The sequence below is a fragment of the Lentilitoribacter sp. EG35 genome (assembly GCF_040784015.1).
Taxonomy (GTDB): domain Bacteria; phylum Pseudomonadota; class Alphaproteobacteria; order Rhizobiales; family Rhizobiaceae; genus Lentilitoribacter.
The window spans coordinates 1-18,017 of record NZ_JBFNGQ010000009.1 but is presented as its reverse complement, the minus strand read 5'-3'; the positions used below and the strand labels follow the sequence as shown (position 1 = coordinate 18,017).

At 44.3% G+C, this 18,017-nt stretch carries 16 protein-coding genes and 2 pseudogenes; 7 read left to right on the top strand and 11 right to left on the bottom strand.

From position 1 onward, the window contains the following. Positions 1 to 52 precede the first annotated feature (52 nt). Both AB2J24_RS14910 and AB2J24_RS14905 read left to right on the top strand, forming a co-directional pair. Positions 53 to 1,483, top strand: coding sequence for an NAD-dependent succinate-semialdehyde dehydrogenase (locus tag AB2J24_RS14910; protein WP_367386028.1), 1,431 nt, complete (start codon positions 53 to 55; stop codon positions 1,481 to 1,483). A gap of 354 nt (positions 1,484 to 1,837) precedes the next feature. Next, positions 1,838 to 2,569, top strand: coding sequence for a LuxR family transcriptional regulator (locus AB2J24_RS14905; protein ID WP_367386027.1), 732 nt, complete (start codon positions 1,838 to 1,840; stop codon positions 2,567 to 2,569). 193 nt (positions 2,570 to 2,762) lie between these two features. Here AB2J24_RS14905 and AB2J24_RS14900 read toward each other — a convergent pair whose 3' ends face one another. Then, positions 2,763 to 3,377 (bottom strand): acyl-homoserine-lactone synthase, encoded by a 615-nt coding sequence (locus AB2J24_RS14900; protein ID WP_367386026.1) that lies wholly within the window; start codon positions 3,375 to 3,377, stop codon positions 2,763 to 2,765. A gap of 188 nt (positions 3,378 to 3,565) precedes the next feature. On the opposite strand from AB2J24_RS14900, the pseudogene AB2J24_RS14895 reads away from it, so the two are divergent. Continuing rightward, positions 3,566 to 3,670: pseudogene (locus AB2J24_RS14895) on the top strand (IS6 family transposase); the annotation flags it as partial. Positions 3,671 to 4,168: 498 nt separating this feature from the next. Here AB2J24_RS14895 and map read toward each other — a convergent pair. Then, positions 4,169 to 4,933, bottom strand: coding sequence for a type I methionyl aminopeptidase (gene map, locus AB2J24_RS14890; RefSeq protein ID WP_367386025.1), 765 nt, complete (start codon positions 4,931 to 4,933; stop codon positions 4,169 to 4,171). Between the two features lies 1 nt (position 4,934). Continuing rightward, on the bottom strand, positions 4,935 to 5,141 hold the full coding sequence (locus AB2J24_RS14885; protein WP_162651473.1) for a ParD-like family protein: 207 nt from the start codon (positions 5,139 to 5,141) through the stop codon (positions 4,935 to 4,937). Positions 5,142 to 5,698: 557 nt separating this feature from the next. On the opposite strand from AB2J24_RS14885, the gene AB2J24_RS14880 reads away from it, so the two are divergent. Beyond that, a complete protein-coding gene (locus AB2J24_RS14880) occupies positions 5,699 to 5,872 on the top strand; it encodes a hypothetical protein (protein WP_367386024.1) in 174 nt (57 codons plus the stop codon). An 819-nt stretch (positions 5,873 to 6,691) separates the two neighbouring features. On the opposite strand, the gene AB2J24_RS14875 is transcribed toward AB2J24_RS14880, so the two are convergent. The 7 genes from AB2J24_RS14875 to AB2J24_RS14845 form a co-directional block, all read right to left on the bottom strand. Next, positions 6,692 to 7,852, bottom strand: a complete 1,161-nt coding sequence (locus AB2J24_RS14875; RefSeq protein ID WP_367386023.1) for a M20 aminoacylase family protein — start codon at positions 7,850 to 7,852, stop codon at positions 6,692 to 6,694. Positions 7,853 to 7,998: 146 nt separating this feature from the next. Then, positions 7,999 to 8,451, bottom strand: coding sequence for a gamma-glutamylcyclotransferase family protein (locus tag AB2J24_RS14870; protein ID WP_367386022.1), 453 nt, complete (start codon positions 8,449 to 8,451; stop codon positions 7,999 to 8,001). A 97-nt stretch (positions 8,452 to 8,548) separates the two neighbouring features. Further along, on the bottom strand, positions 8,549 to 9,583 hold the full coding sequence (locus tag AB2J24_RS14865) for an ABC transporter ATP-binding protein (RefSeq protein ID WP_367386021.1): 1,035 nt from the start codon (positions 9,581 to 9,583) through the stop codon (positions 8,549 to 8,551). A gap of 4 nt (positions 9,584 to 9,587) precedes the next feature. Beyond that, positions 9,588 to 10,517, bottom strand: a complete 930-nt coding sequence (locus tag AB2J24_RS14860) for an ABC transporter permease (RefSeq protein WP_367386020.1) — start codon at positions 10,515 to 10,517, stop codon at positions 9,588 to 9,590. Further along, the gene (locus AB2J24_RS14855; RefSeq protein WP_367386019.1) at positions 10,510 to 11,481 is read right to left on the bottom strand and encodes an ABC transporter permease; all 972 of its coding nucleotides are present in this window, start codon (positions 11,479 to 11,481) and stop codon (positions 10,510 to 10,512) included. The genes AB2J24_RS14860 and AB2J24_RS14855 overlap by 8 nt, the downstream gene beginning before the upstream one ends. A gap of 2 nt (positions 11,482 to 11,483) precedes the next feature. Next, entirely contained in the window at positions 11,484 to 12,470 is a 987-nt protein-coding gene (locus AB2J24_RS14850) for an oligopeptide/dipeptide ABC transporter ATP-binding protein (protein ID WP_367386018.1), read from the bottom strand. Positions 12,471 to 12,520: 50 nt separating this feature from the next. Then, on the bottom strand, positions 12,521 to 14,134 hold the full coding sequence (locus AB2J24_RS14845; RefSeq protein ID WP_367386017.1) for an ABC transporter substrate-binding protein: 1,614 nt from the start codon (positions 14,132 to 14,134) through the stop codon (positions 12,521 to 12,523). Between the two features lie 220 nt (positions 14,135 to 14,354). On the opposite strand from AB2J24_RS14845, the gene AB2J24_RS14840 reads away from it, so the two are divergent. From AB2J24_RS14840 to AB2J24_RS14830, 3 genes and pseudogenes are all read left to right on the top strand, one after another. Next, positions 14,355 to 15,284 carry a LysR family transcriptional regulator gene (locus tag AB2J24_RS14840; protein ID WP_367386016.1) on the top strand — a complete coding sequence of 310 codons (930 nt, stop codon included), beginning with the start codon at positions 14,355 to 14,357 and terminating at the stop codon, positions 15,282 to 15,284. A 354-nt stretch (positions 15,285 to 15,638) separates the two neighbouring features. Then, positions 15,639 to 16,523 (top strand): DMT family transporter, encoded by an 885-nt coding sequence (locus AB2J24_RS14835; RefSeq protein ID WP_367386015.1) that lies wholly within the window; start codon positions 15,639 to 15,641, stop codon positions 16,521 to 16,523. Positions 16,524 to 16,657: 134 nt separating this feature from the next. Then, positions 16,658 to 16,765 (top strand): annotated as a pseudogene (locus AB2J24_RS14830) (IS6 family transposase); the annotation flags it as partial. Positions 16,766 to 16,885: 120 nt separating this feature from the next. On the opposite strand, the gene AB2J24_RS14825 reads toward AB2J24_RS14830, so the two are convergent. After that, a complete protein-coding gene (locus AB2J24_RS14825) occupies positions 16,886 to 17,587 on the bottom strand; it encodes an IS6 family transposase (RefSeq protein WP_367386014.1) in 702 nt (233 codons plus the stop codon). Between the last annotated feature and the right edge of the window lie 430 nt (positions 17,588 to 18,017).

Below are 18,017 nucleotides of genomic sequence, written 5' to 3'. Positions count from 1 at the left end.
ATGATCGTAATTAATGAAATGTCTTTTCGAAATGCGAATAAGTGAGATAAAAATGACTGAATACTTTAAATCCCAGTGTTTTGTGAAGGATACTTGGGTTGGAGACGGAATTATTGCTGTTACTAACCCTGCAACAGGTAAAGAACTAGCAAAAGTTCCAAATTTTGGTTTTGAGGAAACGAATGAAGCTATAGGTGTTGCGAAAGCCGCTTTAGGATCATGGTCAAAAACACTCGCCAAAGAACGGTCTATAATATTGCGACGCTGGTATGATTTGCTCGTTGAACATGCAGATGAGCTCGCGCATATTTTAACCTCTGAACAAGGCAAGCCTTTAGCGGAGGCTAAAGGCGAGATCCTTTATGCAGCTTCTTTTATCGAGTTTTATGGTGAGGAGGCAAAGCGTATAAATGGTGAGACAATACCGTCCCATATCAAAGACGGGCGTATCATCGTTGCGCGTCAGCCTGTGGGTGTTGTTGCTGCTATTACACCATGGAATTTTCCAGCCGCTATGATCACACGGAAAGTTGGGCCTGCTTTAGCAGCTGGTTGCACATGTGTTGTTAAACCTGCCATGGAAACGCCGCTAACAGCTTTTGCTCTAGCAAAACTGGGTCAAGATGCAGGTCTGCCTGCAGGCGTATTGAATGTGATCACTGGTGATGCAAAGCAAATTGGCAAGGCCCTTTGCGATAGTCCAGATGTTCGAGCACTGACATTCACCGGATCCACACCTGTCGGTAAACTACTCATGCAGCAATGCGCATCAACTGTGAAGAAGCTTGGTCTGGAACTTGGGGGTAATGCACCCTTTATTGTCTTTGACGATGCCGATCTGGATGCTGCCGTCATTGGCGCAATGGCATCTAAGTTCCGCAATGCCGGACAAACATGTGTTTGTGCCAATCGCATTTATGTTCACGATGCTGTCTATGATGCTTTTGCTGAAAAACTTGCAGTTGCTGTGCGTGATTTAAAGGTTGGTAATGGTCAAGATGGCGCAACAACACAAGGTCCTTTGATCTCAGAAGGCGCTGTACAAAAGGTGGAAGAGCATATTACAGATGCAGTCTCTAAAGGTGCCTTGATCGTTGAAGGCGGACAGCGGCATGAAATGGGACAAACGTTCTTTCAACCAACTGTGTTACGCGATGTGACCCAATCTATGGCTATTGCAAAAGAAGAGACATTTGGTCCAGTAGCACCACTTTTTCGATTTAAAACTGATGATGAAGTTATTGCCATGGCAAATGATACGGAATTTGGCTTGGCAGCTTACTTCTATTCCCGTGATGTTGGGCGCGTTTGGAACGTGGCTGAGCAGCTTGAATATGGAATGGTTGCCGTAAATAGTGGCATGCTTTCAACCGAAGTAGCTCCATTTGGGGGTGTTAAAGAATCTGGCATAGGTCGCGAGGGATCATCACACGGAATGGATGAATTTACCGAACTCAAATACATGCTTATGGCTGGGTTATAAGTCAAGAAGCACCAAGACTCTCGATAGCAATTTGGGCTCGGTGGTATTCTTTTTAGTGTTACTACTGAGCCTATTTTTTCAGTTATCTTATGTTTATGCACAGTGATCTATTTTATTGCCTCGCCAAAAGGCACTATGGCGATGATACATAAATAACATTTCAATTTTGGTCTATTCTTAAAATGATAGGTAATTCGTTGCTACTATAGCTTGATTTAGATCAGGACCATCGTAGTGTAATAATACGTGTGCAAAAATACACAATACAGCCATATGCCTGACATATTCCACGGGCTAATTTATTTTAGTTAAGGCCCATCAAGTCCAATTGGATAGTAAGCACGGTTAAATATTATGGCATTTTCTCATACTACGTCGTCAATTTTTGAACGCTGCATTCAAAGTAGCAAAAATTCTGATCTTGTCTATGGATTAACTGAAATGTGTAATTTTTTCGGTTGGTCAAATGCTACATTTTTTGGTTCTGGTATTACCAGAAATAAACCTAATGATAATGTAGTAATTACAACCTATCCGAATGATTGGATCAGTCGATATTCCGATAAGAACTACAAATATATAGACCCTATTGTATTAGAGGGTTCTCGATCATTGTTACCTTTGGATTGGTCTGAAGTGACTGAGAGCAGCCCTGAACTTATGACGTTTTTTGGTGAAGCTGAAGAGATGGGTGTAGGAAAATCAGGGCTAACGGTATCGGTGCGAGGATTGCGTGGTGATAGTTCCTTATTTTCAGTCAATTCAGCAGAACAAGGACACAAGTGGCAACAGCAAAAAAATGAAATTCTATCTGATTTGACTTATTGGGCGCATCTCTTCCACAATATTGTTCTGAAACAGAAAAATTCACAGTGCCAAAATAAACAAATACGATTAACCCGACGGGAGCAGGATGTATTGAGGTGGGCAGCAAAAGGGAAAACAGCTTGGGAAACAGCAAAAATTCTAAATCTGTCAGATAAAACGATATCCTTCTACATATCGAATGCAAATATTAAACTGGGCGTTGCCACGAAGACGCAAGCTGTCGCCCGTGCCATTTCCGAAAGATTATTGGTCATGTAACAATCTCTTATCAGGGTTATTGCAAACATTTTGCATGAATTAGTATAGAGATACTTATCGAATTAAAAACAGTCAATACTACAAAAAGTTCGTTCCTTGCATTGGCGTTTATTGTTGGAAACGTTGCTGGAATAGTTGATTTTGTTTCTTATAAAACTCTATTGAAACGACAGTCCCTAGATAAGATGCGTAACTAGGCGACAATTTGTTCCTTGGATTCCGCGATATTTTCAGATGCAATAGGAAAAATATTTTCTGAAACTTCAAATAATCCGCATACCGTTTTTAGATTGTTGTCATAGGAAACGACTGGCCCAAGGCGGCTAAATGAACAACCAGATCGTTTCAGAATTCGTTCAACAAATATGTCATAGACGGATATAATACTCTTGATACCTTCCTCATGTGCTGATTGGAAAAGGCCCGAAAGGAGTTGTCTTGTTACTATGTTAATTCCATCTGGTCCAAACTGCCGAGATGCTTCTGTGTCCACGCAAAATCGTGAACTTTCCCAAATGAGTGGATGTCTGATGATAACAGCTTCACCCATAACTTCAGGAAATGTATCTGCTAGCATATGGGGACCAGTCGTTGGGAGTAAGCGCAACGACGCTAATAATTGCCCGGCGTTATCTGCAACGCAAATGTATAAGGGATTTAACTTATCAAATCGATCAATTTCCATACCATTCGAAACATCAACCCGCCAGCCGCGCCGTTGAGAAAACTGTCTAGCTCTTAGAGTATACATCTGATTAAAAATATGGGAGGTGGGTTGTATGTCATTTGCGTATGAAATTATCAACATTTTTATCTCCATCAGTTTGGTAAATCAAAAAGATGCATGATATTCATACTCATTACACTACCCAAAAAACGCTGTATTGACAGGTTTGTCCAATGACTATCGGAAGTAGTGTTGCAAAGTTTGCGGTCAGTTCATTTTGATTTTGTAATCGAGCTTTGATTCATCGTCTATTCAAATTGAAATTCTTACTGCTCGACTTTAGAGGAAGCCAGTACCTTAAAGACGTCATCCTATATGCAGTATTCTTCTATGCCTGTTATTCTGTTTCCTATCGAGACCTAGAAGAAATCATGGATGATGACTGGCAGAGTCGCAAACGCCAATTCGGTATAACCAGCAAATCTGCATTCCAACAATTTGCTACGCTCGCCGGATAATTGTGTGTCGCTTGGCACTTAATTGTAAGAATGCGGCAGTTTATGTTTGTATTGGCAGTTAATTTAAGAATTTATAGTCAAAGATTCTCAAATTAACTGCATCTGACGCGGACAGTCCAATCCGAGATCTGATGAGATTAAATGTTCGGTTGCTCCGATAAATCGGTTCATGTTTTCCCCAAATGTGTGGCTCTGAAGCATCCGCAGTATTTCGGGACCGGCGCTATCGGCAGTGTCCTACAGGTTGGAGCTAAATATATACTGTCGTTGATGAAAGTTCTATCCCCACTGGTCAGACGAGATCCGTTGACAATGAGGTAGTTTACGGATTAGTGCGAAATGTCACCCTAAGGGCTGGTATGCGGACAAAGCGACTCTCTGCACATTATCATTGTCATATAGCTATTTCATAAATCAGCGCTGAATTTCGTCACGACGCAAAGTAAGAATTTCTGCACCACTTTTTGTGACTGCTATTGTATGCTCAAACTGTGCGGAGAGTCGTCCATCTTTAGTGGTAACCGTCCAACCATCAGCTTCAAGCAAAGTTCTGCGTGTTCCTTGATTAATCATCGGCTCGATAGTGAAGACCATACCTTCATATAATTTTGCACCAGTTCCCCGCCGTCCAAAGTTTAACACTTGCGGGTCTTCGTGCATTTCACGACCGATACCATGTCCGCAATACTCCCGCACCACCGAACACCCGTTCTTTTTGGCGTATCGTTCGATTGCAAACCCAATATCTCCTACATTTGCGTCAGGTCGCACTTGTTTTATTCCTTCCCACATTGCGCCATGGGCAATCCGCACAATACGCCTTGCGGCAGGTGAAGCATTTCCGACGACATATGTCTTGCTGGAATCAGTTATGAATCCATTCTTTTCAAGAGTGATATCGAGGTTAATTATATCACCGTCTTGAACTATATCCTGTGCACTCGGCACACCGTGACAGATGACGTGATTTATTGAGCTATTAAGAACGTATTCAAAATCATACTGACCTTTGCTTGCAGGACGGGAAGCAAGGTCAACCGTGATGAAACGCTCAACAAGGTTGTTAATTTCTAACGTAGAAACGCCGATGAAGTCTTGTTCGTCCAGCATTTCAAAAACGGACGCAAGCAATTTTCCTGATACGCGCATGAGTTCTAATTCATCAGGCATTTTCACCACGCTAGGCAACCCCTGTCACATCAAGATGCACGTTCGCAGTTTCCATTTGCATTCTTACAATATCATTAAATGATGCCGTCGGATTGGCTTCTGCAATCATGCCACATTTCATCCAAAACTCTGCTTGTGCATTGATAGAACGGCACATGACCGTGCTCACTCGGCGGATTTCCTCGTGTAATTCGTCGCTTATTTTGACAATACCCATAATGTTTCCTCGAAATTGATTGGCATACGAAACATATACGATTCGTATCGTAAATACAATTTGACAGAAAGGGACTTTGCCTTAACAGCCCACCTCTTTTTGCACGGTATCTTGGAAATATGAATTCAAGCACTCAACCGTCACAAATAATGAATGAAATATTCAAAGGCACTTCCGCTAAGGGCTCAGAGCCGACCTTGGCTGTTTCTCAAACGCAGGTTTGTGGAATAGAGTAAAATGGCTCTCTGGGGCAAGAAACGTGTGTCTCTACTCATATCTTATTGAAAATACCACAAACGGTTCTTCAATTTGGGTTGACAAAATCCTTATGGTGTCATTTCGCACTAATCCGTAAACTACCCCACAATTCAAGGTTTGACTTCCGAACAGAACGTGCGGTTATGGATAATGAAACAATCGATCACAATTTATGTCTTTCAAACGAAAACCAATCAATAAGAAAAGTAGGACGCTTACGTTCCAAATTGTCTGGACTTCAAATGGACATTCGAACAACCGAACCCGGACTCTAAGTATATGATGGATTTAAGCTTGATGTGACCCCAACTGGCTTTGATGGAAGATCTTATTCAAAGCATTCTGGCATTTGTCTTGAACCACAGGGTTGGCCGGATGCAGTAAATCATAAAGATTTTCCGAACACTATTTTGAAACCTGGTAGTGAATATTATCAACACACCCAATACGCTTCCTCTAAATCGGCAAATTGAATAGGCTCTGATGGGATGGACGTTCCTAGATTGCCACTGACGTGGTATAATGGGTTTGTTTCATCATAATCAGGAGATTTCTTATGAGCAGTGTTTGTATGATTGGCATAGTTGAACAATCTGGACCCGCAATGTTGAAGATGCTTCAAGGGCATGTGCTTGGAGAAACAGGAATAGATTTGTAATGGCCACTGACCACCTGATCGCTCCGATATTCGATTGGGGCAACCGCAACAATTGCAGCTCATACGGAAATAGCAAGCCATCGAGTCTCAAATTTAAATGCCATATAACTCCAATTAAGCCACAATCTTACAATTAAGTACTAAGTGACACCGAGTTTTTCTTGCTCGCATATTTTACCAAATTTCCGATCAATAAAATCAAAGTTGATCAGATTTTCGTAAGGATATTAGAGCGACGCTCGGAAAACGAAACTATCACTTCCCTTATAGAATTTGCCAAAAATGAGCATACCACAGCTTATTTAAAAAAAGCTGTTTGACTTGTTTATGACTGCTTGTGTGCAGTTTTTCAGACACCGCATTGTTGATGTTGCATAGATTTCTTTTCTTCATGGCCGTGTTTGAAAAGCGCCAATGGAGGAAATCGTAGGATTTTTGGGGAGAGTTTTCAACTTATATTGACTATGGGGATATCAGAAATTGGGGTTGGTTTGAGTGGTACCGTAAAGTTAATCATGATAATCTCAATCTGAATAGACGTTGAACTAAAGTTCTATTACAAAATCAAAAAGAACCGAGGGTAAACTTTACCCCGCAACAAACTTTGCGACACTACCTTTTGTTGGTACATAGTTTAATTTTTGACCATGTTTTCAACTAATTTCACCCAATAAGACACGCCCAGTGATATTATACTATCGTCGAAATCAAAACCTGAATTGTGTAGTTCTGGGCCAGGGCCTTGACCCAGAAAGATTATGGCCCCTGGGCGCACGTTTAACATAAATGCAAAATCTTCTCCACCCATGCTGGCAGGATGCTTCCTATTTACATTGTCAGCGCCCACTAACTCCGTCGCAATGTCTGCTGAATATTTAGCTTGTTCTGCATGATTGCTCATAACGGGATATAGTTGTTGATGTTCGATCTCTATTTCGCAACCGTGAGCTTGCGCAACAGAACTCGCAATTTTTTTGATTTGCCGTTCTGCTAAGTCGCGAATTCCTTCTGACAGAGTTCGCACACTGCCGGTGAGGATCGCCTCGGCGGGAATTATATTTGTCGTTTGCCCAGCGTGAAAGGTTGTTACCGAAACTACAAAAGGCTCCATTGGATCAGCACTTCGAGAAACGATAGATTGTAGGCTTGTCACTATATCAGATGCCGCAATAACAGGATCTAGGCATGTATGGGGTTTGGCGACATGTCCGCCACGACCAATCACTCGAATGGAAAAGGTATCGATTGCAGCGAGTGCTGCGCCATAACAAATTGCGAATGTGCCTTTTTTCGGACTTGGATAAACATGAAGTCCAAAAACTTGCTCAATGGCGAACCGTTCCATTAGCCCATCATCCACCATTTCTTTGCCGCCGCCGCCGCCTTCTTCGGCCGGTTGGAAAATCAGAACGACTTGCCCGGAAAAGTTCCTAGTTTCAGCCAGATAACGTGCAGCGCCGAGTAACATCGTAGTATGCCCGTCATGACCGCAAGCATGCATTAGTCCTGCTTTCTTCGAAGAATAGGGCAGGTTTGTTGTTTCTTGGATTGGCAAGGCATCCATATCCGCTCGCAAACCAATCACGGGGCCACCCTTTCTGCCGTTGATGACACCGACCACGCCGGCGCGCCCAATACCTGTAATAACCTTATCGACGCCGTATTCATTTAGTTTTTGTTCAACCAAGCTAGCTGTCGAGTGCACATCAAACAGAAGTTCAGGGTTAGCGTGAATCTGCTGTCGAATTGCAATCAAGCCATCTTCATAGCTTAGAACGCGGGAGGAAATATTCATGCGGCAACTCCAAATTTGCGTATGAACCACGGCCGGCTGTATTTAAATATCACGGTGTTCTCAGATATCTGTTTTATACAAGTTGACGGTCTTGGCAGCCCGTTGAACGACCTCAAACATCCATCCAAATGATGCGGTTGAGATATTTACTGAGCAGATTGAGCCCGAACAATTAACCGCTTCATGCTTTCGACATAACTGCTTGGTAAATCAAGTTCAGCCAGACCTTTCAGAATCGGGCGTACATAGTCATCACTAGGTGCTATCATCCGTGTCAAACCTGGAATTTCATACGTCACAGACTTTACTTCATTCCCGTTTACATCGGTTAAAGTTATGGATTTTTTTGCCCACATGTCATCTGACACCGCCGCTCCATCGAGCTTGTCCATATCTTCCTTGCTGAGTTCATATTGTATCCCATATATGATTTCATCCGGTGCTACGTCCAGTGTACACCCGCTCACACCATCACGCTCACACGCACCAAAGCCCATGCGATAACCCCTCAATGTCATGATCCCTACCGGTTTAGCGGAGGGGGCATATTTTTGCATTGCTTCAACATCTAGAAGTGTTCCATACGCAAAGTAGTTCATTATTTATCCTTTTGTTTCATCTAATTTCATGGATTTCCACGTATGAATGCTCATAGAGATAGGTATGTGGAGCCACCGCTAAACTGTTGTTGGCGGTTCAAGCAAAATCCTTGATGGTTTGAGATAGATCCGACCAGCTTTCGGGCGTGGCGGCCTGAATACGAATATCTGCAATATCATCGATTCGATGACACGCTGACCGATGACCATTGGAAATTTCCCGCATCTTGGGGATGGTATCCTGGCAAATTTCCTGGGAAAATGGACATCTTGGCGCAAACCGGCATCCTTTCGGCAGGTTTACCAAATCTGGCGGCGTACCTGGAATTGCGATGGGTTCTACATCACTGTCCAGATTGGGAAGTGAATTTTTAAGACCTAACGTATATGGGTGGAAAGGTGCATTGACGACCTGTGCGGTTGGTCCCTCTTCGACAATAACTCCACCATACATAACAGCAATTCGGTCGCAATTTTCGATAACCAAAGCCAAATCATGGGTAACAAGTAAAATCGAAAATCCGAATTTATTCTGCAACTCACGGATACGACGAAAAATTTGATCCTGCACAATAACATCTAGCGAGGTAGTTGGTTCATCTGCCAATACGACCGATGGGTTTAACACCAGTGCCATAGCAATGATTGCTCGTTGTCGCATACCACCAGAAAATTGGTGTGGAAATTCGCGAAATCGCTCGGGATCAACACCCACTAACTCGAACAATTCCTTAATTCGCTTGATGGCCTCACGCCGAGGAATTTTTTCATGAGCGTTGATGGCATCAATGATCTGATCGCCTATGCGATGCACAGGATCCAGTGCGTTGAGCGCGCTTTGGGTGATCATCGACATGTCTTTCCACCGCCTTTGGCGGCGACGCTCGGGCGTGGCGGCAATCATGTCTTCGCCGTCCAGTCGAACAGCACCAGAAACAACTTCAGCGTTGTTGGGTAGCACACCCATAACCGATTTAAGAAAAGTACTTTTGCCACAGCCAGATTCGCCAACCAAACCTAGGTTTTCACCAGCATCCAACTTTAAGCTGACATGCTCCAGTGCCGCAGCGGGGCCACGATTTGTACGATAACGAACTGAAAGATCAGTAACTGATAGACGTGAAGTACTCATTTTCTTAGTGCCTCCGTAGCCGTGGGTTGACCGCTTCTTCATAAGCACGGCCGATGAAATAGACCGAGCTCACTAGGATCATGATTGCTGCTCCCGGTGGGATTACCCACCAAGGTGCGCGATACATCATTTGACTAGCGAAAGCCTGATAAATTACCGATCCCCAGCTGACGACATCGGGATCGCTGTACCCCAAGAATCCAATGCTAGCCTCAGTGATGATTGCCCATGCCAGAGCAAATGCGATATTTACCAGCGCTAGTGGTAGAATATTGGGCGCAATTTCGCGATAGATAATAGTCCAATCACTAGCTCCTGACACGCGTGCGGCAGCGATAAAAGGCATTTCTTTGAGTGACAGCACCTGTGCCCGGATCACTCGGGCAGTTGACCGCCACATGACCAGCGTCATAGCGAAAATGATCGTCCAGATACTACGCCCTGATATAGATAGAACGACAATGATGAAGGGTAGGAAAGGCAACCCGAGAAAAACATCTGTGATGCGCATTAGAATTGCATCGATTTTGCCGCCAAAGTACCCGGAGATTAATCCGATATTTACACCGACAACAACTACACCGAGCGCTGTCAGAACACCAACCAGAATAGCGGCGCGCGCGCCCCACAGAATTTGACTAAATACATCTCTGCCAAGCGCAGTTGTACCGAGCAAATGCTCTAAGTTGGGTTTAGATAATCGAACCAACTTGCCTGCTTCATCGTAAGTGCGCTCCATAGGGTCGAAAGGAGCTAGCAAGGGTCCAAATATAGCCAATAAAACACAAGTGGAGAAGACCCAGAATGCTATTTTGCCAGACCAAGTTTGGTTAACTGTACGCCAAAAATGTCGCGCAAGGGCAAGTGGTCCGCTCTCAAGCTGTGAGTTGTTGTTCTGATTATCGTCGTCCACTTGTATTGGCAAATTAGTCATAAACAATCCTCGGATCCAGAAGCCCATAAAGAAGATCTGCAGCAAATGTGCCCAGTACTGTAAGAACAGCGATTAAGAAAAAGGCTGCTTGAACCACAGGGTAATCGGAGGTTTCAACGCCTTGGATCATCAATAACCCTAATCCCGGCCAAGAAAATACTGTCTCGATTACCACCGAACCAGCGACCGCCCAACCCAAGATCATCGGGATCGTGGTAGCCACTGGCAGCATCGAATTGCGTGCAGCGTGATGGAACAGAATACGACGTTCCTTTAGTCCCTTCATGCGGGCGAGCTCTATGAAATCTTCGCCAATTGTACCCAACATGCTCGAGCGCATCAAAAGTAATGGAAAGCAGATTTGATAGGCGGTATTAACTAGGAAAGGTAATGCTAGGTGATGAAGAAAATCTTTAGACCAATACATTGCTAGTGTGGGATCTGGAAATGTCCCAGGGGTGACTATATGCCCGGATGGAAACCAGTCCAGATGTAAAGAGAAGACCAAAATAGCCAGCATCGCAACCCAAAACACCGGTGCGGACTGGAATGCGGTGGCAATGAACACAACTGCAAACTCGATCTTACCACCACGTCGCCATGCCATTACAGCGCCAATAATCATGCCCAATCCATAGGCTGCAATCATAGACGGCAGAATTAACATGATCGTGTTCATCAACCGACCCTCTATCAATTCAGCGACAGAACGGTTTGTTCTGAATGAAACTCCAAAATCAAACTGCGCATAATTTTTAAGATAAATCAGGAACTGCTGGTGCAGCGGTTTATCGAGGCCAAATTGCTCCATCATTGCCGCTTGTGCCTTGGGATAAAGCGCGTCGCTGATAATTGTTGCTGTTGGATCACCTGGCATCAAACGGAATAGGAAGAACATCAACACAAGCATCGCAATAAGCGTGAGAAACATGTGAAATAGGCGGGTGAGTAGATACTTGCCCATACTCAATTTCCTCCTTCACTATTGACTAGATGGCAGGCGACTTGCGATCCGGTGACATTTACTAAAGCTGGAGATTCGGTTTTGCAGACATCAATTGCCACCTTACAGCGATCATGAAACAGGCACCCGACTTGAGGTTTAATTGCGTCAGGCAACACACCTTTAATGTCCGCTGCCTGTCGATTTGCGCCAGGCACATGGCTCGGGATCGATGCGATTAACGCCTTTGTATAGGGGTGACGTGGTTCTCGTAAGATTTTTTTGACAGGTCCCATTTCGACGATTTTGCCCAAATACATGATTGCGACATCATCACAAATCGTTGGCACAGTAGCCAGATCATGAGTTATATAAACAAGAGACAGATTGCGTTCACGAACCAACTGCCGCAACAGGCGAATGATGTCCCATTTGATCGATACATCGAGCATTGAGATTGGTTCATCTGCTACAAGAAATCGTGGATTTAGGATAATCGCACGGGCTATGCATAAACGTTGCCGTTGACCGCCACTTAGAAGATGAGGATGTTTGTTTAAATATAATTCTGGTGGGTTCAACCCGACCTGTTCCATCGCCTTCAAGACGGCGGTTCGGATTTTGGCGTCGTCCTTTTCGCCTTGATAAACCAGAGGTCGCGATACAATTTGAAATACGTCATGACTGGGATTAATTGAACCGTATGGGTCCTGAAATACCATTTGCATCTGGCGGTGAAAGGCAAGACGATCGCGAATGCGCATTTCCCCTAGATCGTCTTGGTCGATACTAATACTGCCGGCGGTGGGGCTCTCTAATCCGACAAGCATTTTGGCTGTCGTAGACTTACCACACCCACTTTCGCCAACAATACCAAGAACTTTGCCAGCATCTACTTGAAAACTAATGTCATCCACTGCGCGGACCACCTTGTGGCGGCCCGCGGAGAATAGGGACCTCAACCCGGTCACCACCGGATAATGTCTGACTAGATTGGTTGCTTCAATCATCGCTGGGCGACCTGTCTTAAGTTACGGTTAAGGCTTGTTGAGTTCACGGTTTATTTAGCTGGGAAATGAAGACGTCCGTCATCATCCCAAGTAAAGCCTGCGTCTTTGAGCATTGATCTTGCTAGATCAAGATCAAATACAGGTGGTACAAGTTTTGGGTTGTGCCAGTAAGCATTGACCGGAACGATCGAACTGCCCGAAGTCGCTGCAAGTCCACCAAAAATGTCATTGATGATCGCATCATATGGTACAGCATGAGCTAGAGCGAGACGTAGGTCTTTGTTCCAGAAAACTGGCCCTGTGGTCTTGTAACGAACTGAATTGTAGCCATTAGACTTCGCTTCATAAAGCTTGATGTTATCCAATCCACGGTATTCATCGATTGTAATTGGAACAACGGGTTGAAAAGACGCATCGATCTCACCTTTGCGCAGTGATTGCATCACCACTTCCGCAGAGCCATAAATAATGCTCAGAATATCCGATTGAGGTTTGCCAAAATGATCCTTACGCGCGGTCAAATACATTTCTTGACCTTCTTTGCGGTATTTCACCGAGTAAGCACCACTACCAATTGGCTGATCATTAGCAAAATCCTGAGGCTTTGCGATACCCAGATCTTCAACCAATGTACCCCATACATGCTCGGGAAGAATATACACCTGTCCTAATGTATTCATCACGAAAGGCGCATAAGGCTGGTTCAACTTGAAGCGCAACGTATTTCCGTCAACGACAGTAACCGTTTCGACCTTTTCAAGGTATTTAGTGAAATATGCAGATTCCCACTTCTTCATATATTCAAAGGTGAATTTCACATCTTCTGGGGTCACCGCCTCACCATCTGAAAATGTATGGCCAGTGCGCATTTTCACATCAACCGTTAAATCATCGACGACGTCGATCGATTCAGCAAGCCACATTCGAGGAGAACCATCGGGTGCCAACACAACCAGTTGATCATATAGAAGAGCTAAATTCGTCAAGTCCTCATTGGTGCTGGCGACAAGCGGATTGAGTGTTGTGTAGTCGACTGTCCAGCCGACGCGTACAGCGCCACCATGTTTGGACTTCATCCGCATGACATTTGCGTTAGCGCGAATGCCTTCAGGCGAAGCTTCGAAGCCATCGATCTCCATGTTGTCGCTGTTAATAGCATGCGTGCTAATCGCATAGGTTACGATTGCTTCGGGCGGATCATTATAAAGTTCTTCCTGAAGTGCATAGATAACTTCACGGCGCTTTTCAGCATCGTAAATCCCCAACTGCTGTCGGCCCAGTTCATCAACCTTGGGATTGCTATACTCGCCTACATTCCAATTACCCGGGGCAGAGTTTGCGGAATTAAACTGGGAATTGGTAAAAAAATCTGGCTCAAGCCGAAGCGGGTTTCCTGATAAAGATGACAGAACTGCATCAAATTTGTGTTCTTTAAACCAAAGTGACAACATTGGATTTGGGAATGCCACGGGCATCAAGTCGACCTTTAGCCCAAGTTTTTCCCACTGTTCTGCCACATAATTTGAGGTCTCAGCGTAGTGAGAGTATTTGGCTGCCGGCCAGGTCAAAAAATCGACCTCAGGCACTATATCACCTTGCTGAGCCATGGCACTAACTGGCATCGCTAGCAGCACAGTGGCAATTCTTAAATTCCAAAACATCATATATTCTCCCTGATATGATAAACAGAATAAGTTCTGTTTAAGTAGCTTCCCCTACACAAGCATGATTTAATTAGTGATTGTTATTCTGTGCGTATTAGAACTTAGGGGGTGTCCATCCCTTATTTTTTGTAGTAAATCATCGATATCTTATCGTTGTAAAATGAAATATCTACTTAGTATTCAGTCCAAAATGGAATGAATACGGAATTTGAGTGATGCAATGAGACGAACATTACCACCAACCAGTTCGCTGGCATGTTTCGAATCTACAGTCCGATTAGGCAGTGTTACCTTGGCTGCAGAGGAGTTGGGCCTCACCCAAAGTGCGGTAAGTAAGCGCCTATCTGGCCTTGAAGAATTGTTGGGTCGCAAGCTGTTTACACGTGAGCAACGCCAGCTTATTCCGGCACCAGCGGCGCGAGAATACGCCAAAGAAGTTAGTGAAATTATTAATCGACTTGAAATTTCTACCGCTCGATTGATTTCGCATGGACGACAGGGAGGTGTATTAACGGTCGCTATTTTGCCAACGTTCGGCGCGCGGTGGCTGGTTCCAAGGTTGAATGAATTCTTATCTGAAAATCCATTAATAGAGATCAACTTGATTTCTAAAATTAGCCCATTTGATTTTGAAAATGAGATTACTGATGTTGCTATTCATTTTGGTTTGCCACAGTGGGATAAAGCACATTGCGAATATCTAATGGATGAAGCGGTGGTTGCGGTTTGCGAACCTTCCTTGCTCAAAATGGGTAAAACAGTGATGGATACAGATGAGATCAAGTCACACACCCTAATTCAACATACCACGCGTCCCAATCTTTGGAACGATTGGTTGAAGAATTGCGGTAGTAGACCAACAGGTGCGACTGTCGGACCGCGGTTTGAATTCTATTCGCATGTTATTGAAGCCGCACTAGCTGGAATAGGTGTGGCGGTCTTACCAGAATTCTTAATCAAAAAGGAGCTTGATCGGGGCATGCTGACACTGGCCCATGAATATCGCCTTGTGTGTAAAGAGCGATATTATGCCGTCTATCCCGCAAAGAATTCTCATAATTCAAATGTCGTTGAATTTGTTAACTGGCTCAAAGAGAAATGTGAAGAACAGGCGGAACTTTTTCATCGAATTACAAACTCAGGGCGGTGAGAAGTTGGCTTAGGATGAGTTTTATTCACCTATTGATGAATAACCAATGTTTGCCAATTGCTAACAACAATTGATCTAATAGAATTGGAGAGGTTTGTTATTTGTATCCTAATTGGATAGCTATGAAACCAAAGAAATGCTGGTAAAGAAGTTTGCCCAGCAAACATGGCGGTTTCAAGTTTGTAAATAAACCCGAAAATTTGTGAATACATTTTGTCAAACCCCAGAGTTTTGTTTTTCGTCACAAGGTTCGAAGGAAAATTTATGTCGCCCATGCTGATGGTTTTTTTGAATTGACCTGCTTAAGGAAATGTAGGGGTAAGCGAACGCGGGGCACTGAAGCAGGATATTAGTATGACCGATCAAACTATATCTCGATCTGAACATTCTTCTCCTTGGGTGGGAATTGGCTGGATGCTGTTGACAGGAGGTTTGTTTGTTTGCGTCATCGGAATCGTGCGCTATGTAGGCTCGGATATCCCAGCCCCTCAAGCCGCATTTATCCGCTACTTTATTGGGCTTGGGTTAATGTTGCCATTCCTGAAGCGTATCTTTGAAGGTAAATTAAACTGGCGAACAGTAGCACTTTATGGTTTGCGTGGGTTTGCAAATGCGCTTGGTGTGGTGTTGTGGTTTTATGCTATGGCGAATATTCCAATCGCTGAGGTGACGGCCATCGGTTATACTGTGCCGATTTTTGTCACCCTTGGAGCTGTGATTTTTTTTGGAGAGGCAATGGCAACGCGTCAAATTCTTGCGCTGGTTGTCGCATTTATCGGGGTTCTGTTTATCTTGCGGCCTGGATTTCAGGACATCAATCATGGGCAATTGGCACAGTTGCTAGCAGCTCCTGCTTTTGCGGTAAGTTATCTTGTGGCAAAGCAATTGAGCGTTACGGAAAATGCTATCACCATTGTATGGATGCTGACAATTTTTGTTACAATCTTCTTGGCACCCTTTGCATGGGCGGTTTGGGTTACTCCTTCATTGAGTGATGTATTTTGGCTAGGTTTAGTCGCGGTGTTCGCCACTCTGGGGCATGTTACAATGACAAAGGCGTTGGGCGCTGCGCCGCTGATAGTCACACAGCCGGTGACATTTTTACAGTTGGTCTGGGCCACGCTTCTTGGGTCACTAGCTTTTGGTGAAGCCATGAATATCTGGGTACTGTTGGGTGGTGGTTTGATTGTAGCTGCGGTGAGTTTTATCAGTTATCGGGAATGGGTAATGTCGCGTTAAGTGATGAACCACTGCCAAGTACGTTGCTGGCACTGTAAAGTTAACAAAGCGTCCATCAAAATTTGCGATTAGAGGGCATGACCCAATCTTCTAACTACTAGCTCTATCACTGTCACCGTTTTCCACCTGATGTTATAGCTCAAGCAGTTTGGCTGTATTTCCGGTTTCCGTTAAACCTCCGCATGGTAGAGGATCTTCTGGCGCAGTGGGGGATTGTCGTCTCACATCAAACAATCCGTAAATAGGCTGAGAAATTTGGTAGCCAGTTTGCTAGCCGTATCCGAATGCAGACTGCAGGAAGGCTCAGAGGGTACTGTCATGTTAATTTGAGTGGTTTGAACAAGGCATCAACTTCTCGAATTTTAAGCGGTCAACTCGTCGGAGTATTCGCACCAAAGACTATGTGCGTCTGATCTAGCTTGACGGTATGAATTAGAGGAAAGGGTGTGGCGGCGTGGACGAAAGAGACAGGCTATTTGATCGTGGGCTGCTAAAAACATTTGAGCTTGCCTTGGCGATTTGAAACGACCGAATATCTTTTCACGCCTCCTGGTTTGTCTGTGTGAAACCTCGGCTTTGTTATTCAGGCCTTTGTGTTGGCGGTGTTCGACGCCCGGGATCAGTTGGCGTTTTGCTGCCCCATGGCTGCCTAATTCATCAGTGATGAGAACGCGAGGTTCACCATATTGTTTGACCAATTTACGCATGAAACGTATTGCCGCTCTGGTATTCCGGCACGATTGGACAAGGATATCCAGAATATCGCCATTAGCGTCAATAGCTCTCCAGAGCTGGCCCTTGATTACAATCACGACTTCGTCCAGATGCCACTTGTCATTCGGTATCGGACGATCACGTCGGATCGACCTTGCATACTGCTGCCCGAACTTTGCGACCCATGATCGAATAGTTTCATAAGAAACTGCAACACCTCGTTCCGCCAACAGGTCTTCCACATCGCGCAGGCTCATGTTGAACCTAAAGTATGCCCAAACGGAGTAGCTGACAACCGATCTAGGAAAGCGATGGCCTTTCAATGACGGAAATTTGGGGTGGTTTTTCATCAGGATGCGCTAAACTGCGATGAAACCATCGTCAACATGACAGTAACCAGAAAACATAAGGTATGGTGAAAACTATATAGGTCCGAGCGAGCACTGGATAGGGTCAAATCGATAAGCGATGAAATCTATCAACTAGGGATCGGCTAGTACTAATCGAGAAAAGGAGCCAGTGGCTCCTTTTTTGTTTTTAAATTCTTCAATTTGAGATCAGTTATTATGTGGTTTGTTATGTCTGTCAAAGTGACGGCTACTTAATGTATTAAAAGCTGCCATAACTCACATTAAAAGATTGTTCTATTTTGTGTATGTTTCCGGATGCCCTTGCGTGATTTTTCAGCACTGGTAATCATTCTCCGTTGGCGCCGGGAAACGTCCAATGGAGGAAATCGCGGGAATTTTGGTTTGGATTTTCCGCTTGTTTTATCTATGG